The organism is Pseudomonas sp. E6002 (genome assembly GCF_013385565.1).
Taxonomy (GTDB): Bacteria; Pseudomonadota; Gammaproteobacteria; order Pseudomonadales; family Pseudomonadaceae; genus Aquipseudomonas.
This window is the reverse complement of sequence record NZ_JACAPT010000024.1, coordinates 14857-31206: the sequence shown is the minus strand read 5'-3', so window position 1 is coordinate 31206 and position 16350 is coordinate 14857. Positions and strand designations below refer to the sequence as shown.

Annotated in this window: 15 protein-coding genes; 10 read left to right on the top strand and 5 right to left on the bottom strand. The window is 60.6% G+C overall.

The annotated features are described in order from the left end of the window. The first annotated feature begins 25 nt into the window (after positions 1-25). The 4 genes from HX815_RS20065 to HX815_RS20050 all read left to right on the top strand — a co-directional run bounded on the left by HX815_RS20065 (position 26) and on the right by HX815_RS20050 (position 3252). Positions 26-1066 (top strand): ABC transporter substrate-binding protein, encoded by a 1041-nt coding sequence (locus HX815_RS20065; RefSeq protein ID WP_008435866.1) that lies wholly within the window; start codon positions 26-28, stop codon positions 1064-1066. Then, positions 1063-1947 (top strand): PhzF family phenazine biosynthesis protein, encoded by an 885-nt coding sequence (locus HX815_RS20060; protein WP_177028766.1) that lies wholly within the window; start codon positions 1063-1065, stop codon positions 1945-1947. The genes HX815_RS20065 and HX815_RS20060 overlap by 4 nt, the downstream gene beginning before the upstream one ends. Beyond that, positions 1944-2399 (top strand): RidA family protein, encoded by a 456-nt coding sequence (locus HX815_RS20055; RefSeq protein ID WP_102604868.1) that lies wholly within the window; start codon positions 1944-1946, stop codon positions 2397-2399. Before HX815_RS20060 ends, HX815_RS20055 begins: the two co-directional genes overlap by 4 nt. Positions 2400-2631: 232 nt before the next feature. Next, positions 2632-3252, top strand: a complete 621-nt coding sequence (locus HX815_RS20050) for a hypothetical protein (protein WP_023658938.1) — start codon at positions 2632-2634, stop codon at positions 3250-3252. A gap of 39 nt (positions 3253-3291) precedes the next feature. On the opposite strand, the gene HX815_RS20045 is transcribed toward HX815_RS20050, so the two are convergent. From HX815_RS20045 to HX815_RS20035, 3 genes are all read right to left on the bottom strand, one after another. After that, a complete protein-coding gene (locus HX815_RS20045) occupies positions 3292-4455 on the bottom strand; it encodes a hypothetical protein (protein ID WP_166742172.1) in 1164 nt (387 codons plus the stop codon). 14 nt (positions 4456-4469) lie between these two features. Then, entirely contained in the window at positions 4470-5357 is an 888-nt protein-coding gene (locus tag HX815_RS20040) for a nitrilase family protein (RefSeq protein WP_032899456.1), read from the bottom strand. Positions 5358-5532: 175 nt separating this feature from the next. Then, a complete protein-coding gene (locus HX815_RS20035; RefSeq protein WP_177028765.1) occupies positions 5533-5766 on the bottom strand; it encodes a DUF6124 family protein in 234 nt (77 codons plus the stop codon). Positions 5767-6249: 483 nt separating this feature from the next. Here HX815_RS20035 and HX815_RS20030 point away from each other — a divergent pair, with 483 nt between their 5' ends. The 6 genes from HX815_RS20030 (at position 6250) to HX815_RS20005 (ending at position 13629) form a co-directional block, all read left to right on the top strand. After that, a complete protein-coding gene (locus HX815_RS20030; protein ID WP_003211564.1) occupies positions 6250-6591 on the top strand; it encodes an FKBP-type peptidyl-prolyl cis-trans isomerase in 342 nt (113 codons plus the stop codon). 12 nt (positions 6592-6603) lie between these two features. Further along, on the top strand, positions 6604-7206 hold the full coding sequence (locus tag HX815_RS20025; protein ID WP_102369368.1) for a GNAT family N-acetyltransferase: 603 nt from the start codon (positions 6604-6606) through the stop codon (positions 7204-7206). Between the two features lie 582 nt (positions 7207-7788). Then, positions 7789-8505, top strand: coding sequence for an MgtC/SapB family protein (locus tag HX815_RS20020; protein ID WP_003211562.1), 717 nt, complete (start codon positions 7789-7791; stop codon positions 8503-8505). A gap of 293 nt (positions 8506-8798) precedes the next feature. Beyond that, positions 8799-9425 carry a response regulator transcription factor gene (locus HX815_RS20015; protein ID WP_003211560.1) on the top strand — a complete coding sequence of 209 codons (627 nt, stop codon included), beginning with the start codon at positions 8799-8801 and terminating at the stop codon, positions 9423-9425. Position 9426: 1 nt separating this feature from the next. Beyond that, positions 9427-13062, top strand: a complete 3636-nt coding sequence (locus HX815_RS20010) for a transporter substrate-binding domain-containing protein (protein ID WP_177028764.1) — start codon at positions 9427-9429, stop codon at positions 13060-13062. Between the two features lie 135 nt (positions 13063-13197). Continuing rightward, complete coding sequence (locus tag HX815_RS20005) at positions 13198-13629, top strand: hypothetical protein (RefSeq protein WP_003211555.1); 432 nt, start codon at positions 13198-13200, stop codon at positions 13627-13629. On the opposite strand, the gene dkgB is transcribed toward HX815_RS20005, so the two are convergent. Next, the gene (gene dkgB / locus HX815_RS20000) at positions 13626-14429 is read right to left on the bottom strand and encodes a 2,5-didehydrogluconate reductase DkgB (protein WP_003211554.1); all 804 of its coding nucleotides are present in this window, start codon (positions 14427-14429) and stop codon (positions 13626-13628) included. The two genes, HX815_RS20005 and dkgB, sit on opposite strands and share 4 nt — an antisense overlap. A 293-nt stretch (positions 14430-14722) precedes the next feature. Next, positions 14723-16333, bottom strand: coding sequence for a hypothetical protein (locus HX815_RS19995; RefSeq protein WP_177028763.1), 1611 nt, complete (start codon positions 16331-16333; stop codon positions 14723-14725). Positions 16334-16350 lie beyond the last annotated feature (17 nt).

Below are 16350 nucleotides of genomic sequence, written 5' to 3'. Positions count from 1 at the left end.
CCCCTTGTTTTTGTGGAGCTTGATCATGTTCAAACCACTGTTCATCGCCAGCGTTTTACTCGCTTCATGCCTGCCCGCCGCGCAGGCCCGGGACCTGACCAAAGTCACCCTGGCGTTCCCCAGCGAAGGCTTCCTCTATGTGCCGATCTACGTCGCGCAGAAGCAAGGCTACTTCGCCGATGAAGGCCTGAATGTGGACGTCATCGTATTCCAGAAAGGCGGCTCGGCAGCACTCACCGCCGTGCTGGGGCGTGATGCGGATGCGTACGTCGGCCTGCCCGCCGTCGCGGTGCGCGCCCGCACCAAAGGCCAGAATGTCCAGGCGTTCGCCGCCGTGCAGACTCAGTTCGGCAGCACCGTGGTGATCGACGGTGCCTCGGCGCAAAAGGCCGGCGTGTCGGCCACCTCATCCCTGGCCGCCCGTGCCCAGGCCCTCAAGGGCTTGAAGATCGGTGTCACCGGCCCTGGCAGCACCACCGACATGCTGGTGCGCTACCTGGCCAAGGATGCGGGGCTCAACCCGGACAAAGACTTCACCATCATGCCCATCGGCGGCGCGCCAAACATGCTCGCGGCGTTTTCCCAGGGCAGCATCAACGGCTTCTCGCTGTCGCCACCCACCATCACCACCGCCGAGAAGCAAGGCGGCTTTGTGTTGATGGACCTGGCCAAGGGCGAATACAAACCCCTGGACGGCTTCCTCTTCACTGCGATGATTGCCCGTGAAGACTGGCTGGCCAGCAACAAGGTCACGGCCGAAAAAATGGTCCGCGCCCTGTGGCGTGCCGAACACCTGATTGCCAGCGACCCGGACAAGGCTCGCGAGTCGGTGCGCCCGTATTTCGCCAACACCGACGCCGCCATCTTCAATGCTGCCTGGACCGCTTCGCTACCGTCCTACCCGGCCACGCCGCGCATCGAGAAAGACGGCGTTGAGAAAAACATCCGCTTCATGAACGCTGTGGAGAGCGACCCGGTCGAACTCGACCCGCAGCAGGTCTACACCAACTCCATCGTCGACGCCGTGGCGCCGACTGTTTCCACCCTTCAGGGAGAGGCGAAATGACGCCCGAGGTTCACCTGGTCAATGTTTTTCCCGCCACCGCCCGTGGCGGCAACCCCGCGCCAACCGTGGCCGTCGCCGATGGCATGAGCGATGCCGACATGCAGCAAGTCGCCCGCGACTATGGCCATGAGTGCGGCTTCGTGTTCGCCGCACCGGTTGGCAGCGAGTTCGATTTTGCCTTGCGCTTCTGGGTGCCCAACCACGAGATGGAAATGTGCGGCCACGCCACCGTGGGAGCGGTGTGGCTGCTGGATCGGTTGGGCATGCTGCACAAAGACCGCCTGACGTTATCGACACTGAGCGGTCCGGTGGATGCGCGGATCACCGCTGCGGGCACCCCGGATATCCAGGTGGAAATCAGCCAGCCCAAGGGCCAGGTCGAGGCGTTGAACGATGCCGAAGTCGAGGCCGAGATTCTGTCGGTGCTCGGCATCACTTCCAACGAACTGGCACCGCTGCCGATCCAGAACGCTTGCACCAGCCGGGTGAAAACCCTGATCGCGCTGAAAAGCGTGGCGGTACTGGATAGCCTGAAACCGGATTACCGGCGGATGCAGCAACTGTGCGAGCGCATCGGCTCCACCGGTTTGTACCCCTATGCGCCATCGGATCTGGAAGGGCGACAGTTTGATGCGCGGCAGTTTCCCAAGTCCTCGGGTTACCCGGAAGACGCCGCCACCGGCATCGCGGCTGCCGCGTTGGCGTTTGGCTTGTTGGAGAATGGCCTGGTGACGGCAGATGATCGCCCGGTGCACATCCGCCAGGGCCGGGCCATGGGCCGACCTTCGCAAATCTCCCTGCGGTTTCGCCGGGATGCAGCGGGGCAGGTGCAAGGTTGCTGGCTGGGTGGGCATGTGGAATTTGTCGAGGAACCGGCATGAGCGTGCGCGAAAAACTGCAAGCCCTCGGGCTGGAATTACCCGAGGCGCCGAGCCCCAAGGGGGACTACGTGCCGGTGACGATTCATGGAGGCGTGGCGTATGTCAGCGGGCAGGTTTGTCGGCAGGGTGACAGCGTGATTACCGGGCCGGTGACAGACCAGACCTCTACGGAGTTGGTCAACGAAGCAGGGCAGACCTGTGTGCTGCGGGCCTTGAGCGTGCTGGACCAGGCGGTAGGGCTGGAGAACGTCGAGCGCATCCTGTTCGTTCGCGGGTTTGTGTTTGGCGGGGAAGGTTTCCAGGGCTTCTCCAAGGTGGTCGACGGCGCCTCGCAACTGTTGATTGAGCTGTTTGGCGAGCACGGCCGGCATGCGCGTTCGGCGGTGGGCGTGGCGGGATTACCCAGCAACGGCCTGCTGGAACTGGAACTGACGGCGGTCGTCACTGCCTGAGCCACCCACCAAAATGTGGCGAGGGAGTTTGCTCCCGCTGGGCTGCGCAGCCGCCCCAAAACCGATGATCGCAGTGCCTCGGGCATACCGCGTCAACCGGTCCGGGAGCGCTTCGCGCTCCAGCGGGAGCAAGCTCCCTCGCCACAGGATTCGTGTTGCTTTCACCTCTGCAGGAACCCCGGCGAACGAGTAAACTGCCCGCCTTTTATTCTCACGACGAGACGGTGAGCTTTTGAACGCAGGAAAAACCGCAGGGCTGTTGCTGCTCACCGCCTTATTGGCGGGATGCGGCACCTCGCCACCCCGCACCCCCAACGACATCTGCGGCATCTTCCGCGAAAAAGACGATTGGTACGACGCCGCCAAGGTGACCCAGGCGCGCTGGGGCGTGCCGATCCAGGTGCCGTTCGCGATCATGTATCAGGAATCGGGCTTCCGGCAGGACGCCAAGACCCCACGCAAGTACCTGCTGTGGATCATCCCCTGGGGTCGTGTGTCTACGGCCTCCGGCTACGCCCAGGCCAAGGACGAAGTGTGGAGCGACTACCAGAAAAGCACCGGACGCTACGGCGCCAGCCGGCAGGACTTTGACGACGCCATCGACTTTGTCGGCTGGTACATGGACAAGACCTACACCATTAACGGCGTATACAAATACGATGCCTACGGCCAGTACCTGAATTACCACGAAGGCTGGGGCGGTTACCGGCAGCGTACCTACGCGAGCAAAGCCTGGCTGATGCCGGTGGCGGGGAAGGTGCAGGCGCGTTCGCAGATGTATGCGGCGCAATATGCGGGCTGCAAGAATGATCTGGGGCGTGGGTTCTGGAGTCGGTTCTGGCATTGGCTTTAAGTGCTCGGGCAGTCCTTTGCCCGGCGTAGGAGAGCGGAGCTAAACGGCTAACCATCCCACCAATGGCACTACCGCCAACGTGCTCAGCGCCATTGAGATTACGTTGCCGATATAAGGATGAAAGTGCGGTGGTAACCGTCCTGCAATCGCGCAGGCCAGTGGCGGCGCCATCAGCGCGCCGAGCAACGCACTGGACCCCATCACCATCCAGCTGCCGCCATGGGTCAATACGGCTGCCGGGACTACCGATACCAGCGGGACATACGTGGGATACCAGCCTCGTTTTATCCACTGATGTCGCCAGATCACCACGCCAAGCGCGGATGTCAGCGCTTGCGCGCCGATCAGGTGCAGTATCAGGCCGGATCCATAGGCCGGGCTCATCGGGTTCAGCGCGTAAGCCAGTAACACACCCGCCAGCAAGCCAAGGCTGGCCAGCTCATTGCCGAAGAACGGCGCTTCGGAAAAGTCAGCCAATACCCTCCGCACGCTCCACACCACACCATAAGTCGGTGGCTTCAGCGGGGCGGGCCTTTGCGGCGCTGTGTAATCGCTTCGTACCAGGACCGGCACGTGACGGCACAATACAAAGGCAATCACACTGCCAACCGCCATCCCGAGCACATTTCCGATCACCACCGGCAAGCCCAGCGGTATGCAGACGTAATTAACGATCAACAAACACATCGGCGTGACCAGTAAACCTCCCAGTACGGCGCCGTTGAGCGTCACTTTCCAGCCACCTCCGAACATCAGCACCATTGCCGCCGGCAGTGAAACAAACGCTGCAAACGTCGGTTGCCAAGTGTCAGCGGTCACCGTCCAGCCCCATAACGCGTTGCTTAGCAGCAAGCCGAGTAAGGAGCTGGTTATCAGCCACGGCCACAGCCCTGTGCCGTACGAGATAGCAAAGCCCTGCCAGGACTTGCCCGTGCGGCTGGCCCACCACGCCAGATACGCACCGCCCAGCAGGCCCAGTGACGCCAGTTCGTGTTTGTAGAACGCGACCTCGCTGATATCCCCCAACACCCAGCGCAGCCACGCACTGGGATGTGGAAGGCTGGTCACCATATCGGCATATCCCGGCCAAGGGTAAATAAGGGCTATCCATAGGATCAGCAAAGCACTGGCAAGACCCAGAACTATGACGGTGTTATCGGCCCGGGAGCGCCCTGCACGCGGCTTTTCAAAGAGGCTTTCCATGATGCACCCTCCGATCAGCGTGGCAGGGCAGGGTGCTGGGTGTACCCGAGCATCTGGTCGTAAAGATCAGCACGCCGGTCCCGCTGCAAGTCGTTAAGACTGTTCCAGATAGGCGCGCTGCGGGCACTGGTGAGATCGACATCGGCGAAAAGGATCTCCTGCCGATTCGCCGACGCCACCGTACCGATGGGCCATCCATTGGTACCGGCAATCAGCGAACATCCCAGGTAACGCGCATCGCGCTCCTCGCCGATACGACTGGCGGCAGCGATAAACACGTTATTGACGTGGGCGGCGGTCATCGTGAGATACGACGCCATGCACTTCCCCGCGTCGTCGAACAACGGCGGCGGGGTCCACACCCAGTTGTTGAGGCTGCAAATAATATCGGCGCCTTGCTGGCTGAGGATGCGTGGCACCTCGGGAAACCAAATGTCCCAGCAGATCAACAGGCCAATACGGCCTATGGGTGTTTCGAAAACGGGGAATCCTGTATCGCCGGGAGTGAACCAGAGCTTCTCCAGGTTCCACAGATGGGCCTTGCGGTACTTGCCAATAAAGCCATCCGGCCCCAGCAATACAGCCGTATTGAACAGCTGCATAGCGGAAATTTCGCTGAGGCCTGCCACCAGGTACACCTGATGTTTACAGGCAAAATCTGTCCAGGCCTGCACACTTGGCCCACCCGGAATGGCCTCGGCATGATCAAACGCGTCCTGACGGCTGGAGAAGAAATAGCCACAGTTAGAGAGCTCTGGCAGCACGATCAGGTTGGCACCGCCGCTCACTGCTTCCGTCGCCAGCTCAAGGCTATGACGCAGGTTGCGCTCCCGGTTTTCCATTCCGACCTGGGGATCAAACTGTACGACAGCTATGCGAACAGGGCTTGTTGGATCGCTCATTGCGGGTGACCTCTTATTTTTATGCAACCAAGGAGGTTGTTTTTTTATAAGAGGTGAAATGATGAACAAGGGTAAGTCAGCTGCTTCCCCTTGAGTTGTAGGTCAGTTCCGGTAGGTAGTGTGATAGACGTATGGGGGATCGTTCCCTCGCTCTGCGAGGGAACGATCGATATCCTTAACGCGGTTGTAAACAATCCACCGCCCGGTCAACCATTACGCGTGCCATATCCACCAGGTGCATTACTGAAATGACTAGTGCCCGAGACGGGCCATCCAACTGGTCGCCGGCTTGTTGGGCGGTGACTGATGCACAGTGCAACAAGCTGCTGGTATGGATGAGGGCGCTTTCAAAACTGGTATCGGGATCAACGGCAAATAAGGCTGGTTCTTCTGTAACAAACTTGCTCATGGTTAAACTCCTAATCGACGTTAGAGAGCCAACACCATCGCTACTAAACGGGGTGGCGGCCGCGCGCAGGTTAGTAGACCGGTGATTAGGACCCGGCGCACCCGAAGGTGCCCTACGCACGGCCACCATAACGCAGGGCCGAAAAAAGGCGCCTTGCAGAAGGGGGCGCCTTGCGCCTAATCACATAGCGGGCTACTAAACCCGGTCACTGAATTGGTAGTGACCGCTGGAGACTAGTCATGTGATTTGAACGGCACAAGGGGGCAGAATTTTCTAGGAAGCTTCCTGCAAAGGAAAGGGAAATGTCACTGATTTTGCCTTCCAGGGACTTGTAGTTGCCAGAAGTCAGGCAGTCCGTATCGGCATTCCTTATTTTGAAAACGTAAAGTGTCGCTAGCTTTTTGCAATTACTGAATTATCGCAAAGGGTGGCTCGCTATCATCAATCAACCTGCACCCGCTGCTTTGACAACGAGAGAATACGATGAGCACCGAACTGGAAATCACCGACATCCGCCTCGGCGACGGCAAAACCGTGGTCAAAGGCGCCCTGATCACCACGCAATACACCGGCACTCTGGAAGACGGCACGGTGTTCGACTCCTCATGGGAACGCGGCAAGCCGTTTCAATGCGTGATCGGCACCGGTCGCGTGATCAAGGGCTGGGACCAGGGTCTGATGGGCATGAAAGTTGGCGGCATTCGCACGTTGTTCGTGCCGGCGCACCTGGCCTACGGCGAGCGCTCGATGGGGGCGCATATCACGCCCAACAGTAATTTGCGGTTTGAGATTGAGTTGCTGGAAGTACTGACGCGGGATGATTGAGGGGCGGTGAACATGGATGTTGTTGAAGCAGGGGAGTTGCCGCGCAGTTCGATAGCGGGCATTCGGGTGGTTGAGCTGACCCTTGAGGATGAAGCCGAGTTGCAGCGCTTTTTCGAAGCAGCCCCGGAATATTTTCTCGCGGTCAACGGTGAGCCAGCCTCACCCACGGAGGCGCGAGATGAGTTGACTCTTCAACTGCCTGGTACCTGGAGCTACACGCGGATGTATTGGATTGGCTACCGCAATGCCGAAGGGCAGTTGGTTGCGGTGGTGAATGTGGCGTCGGATCTGTTGGCGGTCGGGGTTTGGCATATCGGGTTGCTGTTGGTGGCCACGCCGTTGCATGGCAGCGGTTTTGCGCGGCAGTTGCATGCCGATTTCCAGGATTGGGTAGTGAGCCTGGGCGCACGCTGGTTGCGGTTGACGGTGGTGGTGGGGAACGTCAAGGCTGAGCGGTTCTGGCCCCGGCTTGGGTATGTTCAGGTGCGGACTCGGGATGGCATCGAGATGGGGCGGCAGGTGAATCGGGTTTCCATTCAGGTGAAGGCGTTGGCGGGTGGGGCGATCAATGAGTATTTGGCGCTGGTGGAGCGTGATCGACCGTCTTCTGCGTAGCAGCTGTCGAGCCTGGGAGAGGCTGCGTTCGGCGCGACTGGTTGGAGTGTCTGGCTTGATGATCGCAGTGTGGCCGACGCAGCCTCGCTTGGGCTCGACAGCTGCTACGGGGGGGATAGCTGCGCAGTGGTGCGTACCTGAACCCTCCCTGAAGAACCTGCCCAAACCCATCGGGTAAATTTTCCTACGGTTTACTCTCATTAATTCGGAGCGTAAGCTTCGCGCGTTTTCATCAATAGCGGAGACCCTCAGTGGGTACTTGTTCGAGTGACAGTCGTCGGCCGGTCTCGATAACCGGCACATACTTGGCAAGATAACGCGCATTTTTCCGATGCCGTTGTCTCGCCCAGAAGCGAGAAGCGGCATTTCGATGGCGGCCAGTCCTGGCCCGATTCCGAATTCCCTCTCATCGACGCTAACAGTACGTGATGCCTTGCATCGCGGTACTGCGGACGCGCCTGTCGTTTGCGACGGGCGGGCCTGTCCTGTCGTGCCCGTGACTCAATCACGGCCCAGGATGGTCGTACCTGGCCGAAGGTTTCCTCGCGTAAGTTTGGCTGGTAATGAATAGGGAAGACGCCTATGCAAGCAATCAACAACATCAACCTCAACTCGCTGATCGACACGCTGGTCAGCCTCACCGCGGCCTTCATTCTCGGTGGCCTGATCGGGTTTGAGCGTCAGTACCGCCAGCGCACGGCGGGGCTGCGCACCAACGTGCTGGTGGCGGTGGGAGCGGCGATTTTCGTCGACATGGCCAACCGCCTGGGCGGCGCCGAAGGTGCGGTGCGGGTCGTGGCCTATGTGGTCTCGGGCATCGGTTTTCTCGGTGCCGGTGTGATCATGCGTGAAGAAGGCAACGTGCGCGGCCTGAATACTGCGGCCACGCTCTGGGCGTCGGCGGCGGTGGGTGCCTGTGCCGGTGCCGACCTGATCCTCGAAGCGCTGCTCGGTACGCTGTTTGTGCTGGCGGCCAACACGCTGCTGCGCCCGATCGTCAATAACATCAACCGCCAGCCACTGGACGTGGTGTCGGCCGAGGTGACCAACATTCTGTATGTGGTGGCCCGGCGTACCCAGCAGAAGGCGGTATTGGCCTTGCTCGAAGCCGAACTTGCTCGCTGCAACTACCCGGCCAGTGATGTGGACGTACGTCCCTTTGGTCCTGAAGAGGTGGAAATCGAGGCGACGCTGGCCGTGACCTCGGTAGACGGTGACGAACTGGATGCGCTGGTGGCCCGTATTTCCACTTCAGCCCTCGTGGTGCAAGCGTTCTGGAGTCCGAGTACCACCGACTAGGCCGCCTTGGCGCCCCCGGGACCGGCTCTTTACTATGCTTATGGTGAGGAAAAGTCCTACATACAGCTGGGACTATCCCTTCAGTTGTTACGCCGTTCCATTGGTAAGGTTGCGCGCTTGCGACTAGCCAGGCACGCAGGTGCCGCCTACCTAGGGTTATGCGCTGTTCAAATGGAGGGACCCGACTGCTGCTTGTAGGACTGTTCAGTTCCGTTCGTCGGAACTGTCATTTCTCACAGGTAGATAGGTCCCGTGTGATGTGTAACGGTACTGAATCCTCCCAGGGGAGCCTTATGAGCAAAGCTTTAATCGTGGATGACCATCCATTTATCCGCGCAACCGTCCGCTATCTGCTGAAGCAGGAAGGCTTCGACACGATCTTCGAGGCCGGCAACGGCGCCGATGCCATGCAGATTGCCCGGGAGGAACGCCCCGAACTGATCATCCTCGACCTGGCGATGCCGAAGCTGGGTGGCCTGGAGGTGATCAGCCGGATCAAGGCGCTGGGCCTGCCGTGCAAGATCCTGGTGCTGACGTCCTACCTGGCGGTGTTTTTTTCCACCCGCTGCATGCGTGCCGGCGCGATGGGGTTTGTCGCCAAGACCGGCGAGCTGGATGAGCTGCAAAAAGCGATCAAGGCCGTGATGTCCAACTACAGCTGCTTTCCGAGCCTGCCCACCAGCTCGGTGCGCCGCGACGATTTGCAATCCACCGAGCAGGACCTGGTGGCAGAGCTTTCCGACCGCGAGCTGACCGTACTGCAGAAGCTGGCGCTGGGGTTGGGTAACAAGGAAATTGCCGAGGACATGTTGCTCAGCCACAAGACCATCAGCACTTATAAAACCCGACTGAAGGAGAAACTGCGGATGTCGTCGGTGGTGCATTTGTCCAAGTTCGCCCAGCGCAATCATCTGATCTGAAATGATCAACTTTCGGGTCTTGTGGCTCAGCGCAAGTGTGCTGCTGGGCGCGCTCTGCACACAAGGCCTGGCGCTTGGCGAGCCGCGCACCCTGTATCTGTTGGGGCATTCCGTCATTGAAACGCCCGCCGTACGGCTGCATGAAACGCAGTGGAGCTGGCTGCGCGAACGGCGCCGGTTGTTGATGGGGATCTCTGGGCCCGACTACGCACCATTCGAGTTGAGCACCAGCGATGAACTCGAGGGGATTACGGCGGATTACGCGTCGCTGATCGCCGATGCGCTGAACATCACGATAGAAGTGCGCCGCTACGACAATCGTGATGAAGTCGTCACCGCGCTCAAGCGTGGCGAGGTGGATTTTGTGGGATCTGCCAATGGCTACGAGGCGGCAGACCCGCAGCTGGTGCTCTCGCGCTCCTATGCCATGGATCAACCGACCCTGGTCACCCGCACGGGTGACAGCCAGGGCCTGAGCAGCGACCTGGCCGATAAACGTGTGGCGATGTTTTATCACTACATGCAGCCTGACGCGGTGCAGGCGTTTTACCCCAATGCCCGGATCCAGCTGTTCCCTTCAACCTTCGAGGCCATCGGCGCGGTTGCGTTCGGCCATGCAGATGTTTACCTCGGCGATGCAATCAGCACCAACTACCTGATCAACAGGAACCACCTGAACAACGTCCGCATGGCCGACTTCTCGTCACTTGAGGTCAATCCCTTCGCGTTTGCATTTTCCCGGGACAACGCGCGCTTGCTGTCGATCATCAATGCGGCACTGGCGGTGATCCCGGTCAGCGAGCAGATGGAAATCCTGCGGCGCTGGAGTGCCGGCAACCTGGGGTTCCTGGGGGCGGACCGGCTGCGCTTGAGTGCCAGTGAACAGCGTTGGCTGGACAAGAACCCGAGGATCAAGGTCGCTGTACTCGACAAGTTTCTGCCGGTTTCATTTATCGACAAGCAGGGCGCGTTCGAAGGGTTGAGCGCCGAGGTGCTGGCCCGCATCAGCTTGCGCACGGGATTGAAGTTTGACTTCATTCCCGGCACCTCGATGCTCCGGCAAATCGACAGGGTCAACACCGGTGGTGCAGACATGATCGCGGTGGTCACCCCCAGCGTCGAGCGCACGGACAAGGTACGCATTACCCGGCCTTACCTGACCAATCCGTTTGTGTTGGTCAGTCGCATTGATGACGGCAGCCCCCTTACCCTGGAAGACATGGCCGGCAAGCGCCTGGCGCTGATTGGCAGCAATAGCCTGCAGGAGGGCATCGCCCAGGACTATCCGAGCATCAAGTTCGTGGACGTCGAGAACCCCGAACACGGCATGGAGCTGGTGGCCGATGGCGGTGCCGATGCCGCCGTCAATACCTTGATCAGCGCCCGCTACATGATTGCCCGCGAGTACCGTGACCGGTTGCGGATCACCAGCACGGTCGGGTCCGAGCCGGCCCGTATAGCCTTTGGCGTCAACCGCAGCCAACTGGAGTTGTATTCGATCCTCGACAAGGCGCTGCTGAGTATTACGCCCCAGGAAATGGACGAATTGGCTGGCCACTGGCGTAGCGAGGTATTGGTTGAAGACAGCTACTGGGCGCGGCACCGCAATGCGATTATTCAAGGTTTCAGCCTGGCGGCGCTGCTGTTGCTGATCACCCTCGGCTGGGCGATTTATCTGCGTCAGCTGATACGCAAGCGCGTCGAGGCCGAACGAGCGCTGAGTGATCAGATGCGCTTTATGGGCGTGCTGATCGACGGCACACCCCATCCGATTTATGTGCGTGATCGCCTGGGCCGGCTGATGGCGTGCAATAGCGCTTACCTTGATGTGTTCGGTTTCAAGCTGGAGGACGTGACCGGTAAAACCGTGGTCGAGACCGACACCGGCAATCGCCCCCAGGCCGAGTCTTTTCATCAGGATTTCCTGCGCTTGATGGAGCGGGGCGAGCCACAGATCCAGGACCGCGTGCTCAAGGTGCCGGGCGGTGCGGTCCTGACCATCTACCACTGGATGCTGCCGTACCGCGACGGTAATGAGCAGGTGGTGGGCATGATCGCCGGCTGGGTGGATGTCAGTGAAAGGCAGCAATTGCTCGGCCAGTTGCAGGAGGCCAAGGAGGATGCCGACGCGGCCAACCGCGCCAAGACCACGTTTCTCGCGACCATGAGCCATGAAATCCGCACGCCCATGAACGCCGTGATCGGCATGATCGAACTGGCCCTGAAAGCCGCCGAGCAGAACCGGGCCGACCGCGATGCGCTGGAGGTGGCCGCCGATGCGTCACGGGGCATGCTGGAATTGATCGGCGATATCCTCGATATCGCGCGTATAGAATCGGGCCACCTGTCCCTGACCCTCGAGCCTTCGAACCTGCACGAGTTGCTGGCGTCGGTGGCGCGGGTTTTCGAAGGGCTGGCGCGGGCCAGGGGCCTGGTACTGCAGGTGGAACTCGACCCGCTGATTGATCGGTACGTGCTGGTGGACCCGATGCGCTTCAAGCAAGTGGTGTCGAACCTTTTGAGCAACGCGATCAAGTTCACCCCTCACGGCCGGGTGCGGCTTGGCGCGTCCGGCTCGTCGGCGATTGCCAGCGGCTACTTGAACCTCAGGCTGTGGGTGGAAGACACCGGCATCGGCATCAGTGTCGAAGACCAGAAGCGTCTGTTCAACCCGTTTATCCAGGGCAGCAACACTGCGCAATCGGCGCGCAGCGGTTCGGGCCTGGGCCTGGTCATCAGCCGCAACCTGTGCGAGATGATGGGGGGACAATTGCAATTGAGCAGCCTGCTGGGGCAGGGCACTCGGGTGGATGTCACCCTGGAGCTGGCAGTCGCCGACACCACGCTGATGCCGCCCGTACCGGTTGCCGTGGAAACTCCGCCGGCCCACGCGCTGAACATTCTGGTGGTGGATGACTACCCGGCCAACCGGCTGCTGCTGGCCCGGCAATTGAGCTTCCTGGGGCACCGGATCACCACCGCCGAAGATGGCGTCGAGGGGCTTGAGTTGTGGCTGTCCGGGCATTTTGACGGGGTGATTACCGACTGCAATATGCCGTTCAAGGACGGTTATGAGTTGGCGCGGGATATCCGCACCCTGGAGAGCGAGCGTGGCCTGGCGCCGTGCCTGTTGCTGGGGTTTACCGCCAACGCCCAGCCCGAGGAAGCCGAGCGCTGCCGGCAGGCGGGCATGGATGGCTGCCTGTTCAAACCCACCGGGCTTGAGGATTTGCATGCGGCCCTGGCGCGGCGCACGGCCACACCTTCGGTGGCGCCCGGCACCACGGATGAACTGGCGGCAGACTTTGACTTGAGCCACCTTGAGAAACTGACCGGCGGGGATATCGACGCGGTGAAGGAGCTGCTGGCGCCCTTGCTCGACAGCCTTGAGGCAGACCATGGGCAGCTGGTGAACCTGCAACGCAAGGCAGACTTTGCCGGCCTGCATGACCTGGCCCATCGCACCAAGGGCGGGGCAAAGATGGTCAAGGCCCATGCACTGATGGTTTGCTGCGAGGTATTGGAAAGCGTTTGTGAACGTCAGGCCCGCGACGAATTGGCCAGTGCCGTCGATGGCATGGATGAAGCGCTCGCGCACCTGCACCACGCGCTGTCGGGGTATTGCAATCAGACTTGACCGGTGCGGAGGGGTATTGAGCTGTTTGGGACAACTCCTACGTGAAGGTGGAACAAGCCTTATTTAGTCTTCGGAATATGTCTGGAAAATAGTGCGTCCAGTCCTTCACGAGCGCTTCTTGCTCAGGTGTTCGCCATGCCAAACAAAGCACTGACCCTCCTGATCGCCGATGAACAGCATCTGCAACGACTGTACATCGAAAAAATGCTCAACCAACTGGGCTACTACCGCATCGTTCCGGTGCAGACCTTCGAAGAAGTGCGGATCCTCACGGCGATTCCGGCCAGGCCGTTCGATGTGCTGATCATCAACGCCGGGCTGGCAGACAGCGACGGCGGGGTGCTGGCCTTCCAGGAACAGCACCCGCAGATTCGCCATGTGCTGGTCTACGATATCCGCGAACTGGGCACGCCGGCCGCCGCACCAACCCTGCTGGTGCGTCTGCCGGGTACGCCGGACAGCATCAACCTCGAACACTTCATGGACATCATCGACCCGCCGTCAGCCACCGACGGGTTGCGGGTGTTGCCGTGGCTGCGAGAGTTGTCCGGCAGCCCTGCGGCTTAGTCCCAGTTCGGCGCGATGCCTTTGGGGCTGGTCAGCCGATGGCCACGCTCCAGGGCGGCGATCTGCGCCATGTCAGCGTCACTCAGGGTCAGGTCCAGAGCCTTGAGGTTGCTGGCCAGGTTGGCGCGCTTGGTCGACGACGGGATCACCGCGTAGCCCAGTTGCATGGCCCACGCCAGGGTCACTTGCGCCGGGGTTGCCTGATGACGTTCGGCGATCTGCTGGATCACCGGGTCCTTCAGCACTTCGCCGTAGGCCAGGGTCATGTAGGAAGTGATTTGGATGCCATGGGCCTTGGCAAACTCCGCCACGGTGCGGTTTTGCAGGTACGGGTGCAGTTCCACCTGGTTGGTCGCGATGTGCTCGGCACCGACGGCGGCAATTGCCTGCTTCATCAGGTCGACGGTGAAGTTGGAAATACCGATCTGGCGGGTCAGGCCCTGGCGCTTGGCTTCCAGCAACTGGCCCATGAACTCGGCGACCGGTACCTGGTCTTCCGGCGATGGCCAGTGGATCAGGGTCAGGTCCAGGTAGTCGGTCTGGAGTTTGCGCAGGCTTTCCTTGAGGCTGGGAATCAGCTGGCCTTCGGCGAAGTTGGCGATCCAGATCTTGCTGGTGATGAACAGCTCGTCCCGTGGGATGCCGCTGTCGGCGATGGCCTGGCCGACGTCGGCTTCGTTTTCGTAGATTTGTGCGGTGTCGATGACGCGATAGCCCAGCTCCAGGCCGGTGCTGACGGAGTCGATGACGACCTGGCCTTGCAGGCGGAACGTGCCGAGGCCGAATGCGGGAATGGACATGAGTGACTCCTGAAGTGATGTGAACAATGGAGTCGAGTATCGGCCTCTCGTTCCTTCGGAAAAACCGCTGAATCCGAAAAGGACTCTTTACCAAAAGTCATGAGTGGCCGGCGGGTGGTCACACGATATCCCTCGAGAGCGGTCTTACCGGGTAGATGCGGGGGGCTGTCGGACATTTCGGGCGTTACTTGATAAGGGGCGCCTCTTTTAACCAGCAGGAGCTAGCGCAAGGACCAAATGCTCAAGGCCTTACAGCACCGAGAAACCTTGAGCAGCGGTCTGAACAGTCGAGTTCAGGGTGAACTGTCCTTGAGGGTCTGGAAGGCTTTTACGCGCTTGACCAGGCTTTTCTTGCTGGCCGAATCGGCACTGTTGAACAGGAACGAAAAGTCCGAGGCCAGGGTCGAGCTGCCGGCGATGGTCGCGTACTGATGACAGGCATTGCAGTTATCGCCCTGGACGTAGGTCTCCAGGGTGGTGTTGGCCACCGGTACGTTGCCCTGGCTGATAAATGGCCCGTAGGACAGCGGCACTTGCGCACTGACACCCGGTTCCGGCTGGGTGGGCGGGTTGGGGGTGAGGGTCCAGAGTACGTTGATCAGTTTGTAGTACTGGAACACCGACTTGCCCTGGCTCTGCTGGGCGAAATTGGCCTGCACCGCGCCGTTAAGCGCCTGCAGTTCAGTGGGCAGCGGATGTTCCCGGGTGGTCTGCACGGGTTGGTCCCGTGGAAACGGCTCGGTGCAGTCGCGGTCCGGATGCTGCTGCTTGCACTGGATACGCGCCACGTTCGGCGTGCATTCGGGGCCGGTGCCGCAGTTCGGGTTGTTGAAGGCAAAGCTGTCGGGCGGCGTTTGTTGTGGCGGCACCTGGTTGGGTTCCGGCACGTTGTCCACTTGCTCGAAGGTGGTCCAGATGAAGTTGGGCGAGGCCTGGGTCTTGTTGATGATATGCAGGCCCACCAGGCCCACCACCTGCTGGGTGCACTGCAAGGTGGCCGGGTTTTTGAGCCAGGCGACGGTGGTCAGGTAACGTCCGTAGAGCTCGGGTTTGCCGGTGAGGATTCGCCATGCTGCCTTGACCTCCAGAGCTCCCAGTTGCTCCTGCGGCACCGGGTTGGGCGGCAGCGAGCGCATGGGTTCACCGATGGGCAAGGACAGCCCGCCGGGGTTCTGGTTGTCGAGGTTCTGCGCGACTTTCAGCTGGTTGGCCGCGTCGTACAGCCCTTTGCTGACGATGTAGTCGAACTCGGCCTTGCCCACCTTGCGTTCAAAAAACACCAGGTTCTGCGACTGGTCCGTCAGCCAGCCGCCGGAGGCTTCCATGATCGGGTCCGGAATCGAGGCCAGGGTGCCGCTGGACAGGTGAAACCCATGCCGCGCGTTGATCGCGCTTTCGGAGGTGGCGGTCATGAACTTGCGCGTCCCCACCGACATCGCCCTGAGGCTGCCCTGGGTGCTGCAATTGGACGGCACCAGGGTTTGCACGCCCCAGCCGGTGGGCGCGGGCGCGCCGGGCAGGAAGATATCGTTGGCGTCCTTGTAGCTGGCCCATACCGGCGCCACGCTCATCGGCTGCCCGGAGGCAGTCGGTACGCCGAATTGCGCCAGGGTACTGTTCATGTCCGGCTCCCCCGCGAGGGCAGGTGTGGCTGGCCAACCGGGATTCACCGGCCAGTTCAGGGCAATGAACAACTGCCAGCCAAAGCAATTCATGAAGCTCTGGCCGGTGGCGTTGAAGTTGTTGATCGGCAGGAAGCCGCCGCTTTTCGGGTTGAACACCAACTGTTGCTGCACGCAAGCGTCGGCGTCGGAAGTGGGGGATGCGTAGGCGGCCTGCATGGCGAACAGGCTCAGCACCACACTGGTCAGCAGCGATAAAACACTCAAGCGTAACCTGGACATCATCGCGCTCCTTGCAA

Excerpts from the sequence above, each read along its gene's own strand:
- HX815_RS20065 (WP_008435866.1), top strand. The coding sequence starts at position 26 with ATGTTCAAACCACTGTTCATCGCCAGCGTTTTACTCGCTTCATGCCTG.
- HX815_RS20060 (WP_177028766.1), top strand. The coding sequence starts at position 1,063 with ATGACGCCCGAGGTTCACCTGGTCAATGTTTTTCCCGCCACCGCCCGT.
- HX815_RS20055 (WP_102604868.1), top strand. The coding sequence starts at position 1,944 with ATGAGCGTGCGCGAAAAACTGCAAGCCCTCGGGCTGGAATTACCCGAG.
- HX815_RS20045 (WP_166742172.1), bottom strand. The coding sequence starts at position 4,455 with ATGGAAAGCCTCTTTGAAAAGCCGCGTGCAGGGCGCTCCCGGGCCGAT.
- HX815_RS20040 (WP_032899456.1), bottom strand. The coding sequence starts at position 5,357 with ATGAGCGATCCAACAAGCCCTGTTCGCATAGCTGTCGTACAGTTTGAT.
- HX815_RS20035 (WP_177028765.1), bottom strand. The coding sequence starts at position 5,766 with ATGAGCAAGTTTGTTACAGAAGAACCAGCCTTATTTGCCGTTGATCCC.
- HX815_RS20030 (WP_003211564.1), top strand. The coding sequence starts at position 6,250 with ATGAGCACCGAACTGGAAATCACCGACATCCGCCTCGGCGACGGCAAA.
- HX815_RS20025 (WP_102369368.1), top strand. The coding sequence starts at position 6,604 with ATGGATGTTGTTGAAGCAGGGGAGTTGCCGCGCAGTTCGATAGCGGGC.
- HX815_RS20020 (WP_003211562.1), top strand. The coding sequence starts at position 7,789 with ATGCAAGCAATCAACAACATCAACCTCAACTCGCTGATCGACACGCTG.
- HX815_RS20015 (WP_003211560.1), top strand. The coding sequence starts at position 8,799 with ATGAGCAAAGCTTTAATCGTGGATGACCATCCATTTATCCGCGCAACC.
- HX815_RS20010 (WP_177028764.1), top strand. The coding sequence starts at position 9,427 with ATGATCAACTTTCGGGTCTTGTGGCTCAGCGCAAGTGTGCTGCTGGGC.
- HX815_RS20005 (WP_003211555.1), top strand. The coding sequence starts at position 13,198 with ATGCCAAACAAAGCACTGACCCTCCTGATCGCCGATGAACAGCATCTG.
- dkgB (WP_003211554.1), bottom strand. The coding sequence starts at position 14,429 with ATGTCCATTCCCGCATTCGGCCTCGGCACGTTCCGCCTGCAAGGCCAG.
- HX815_RS19995 (WP_177028763.1), bottom strand. The coding sequence starts at position 16,333 with ATGTCCAGGTTACGCTTGAGTGTTTTATCGCTGCTGACCAGTGTGGTG.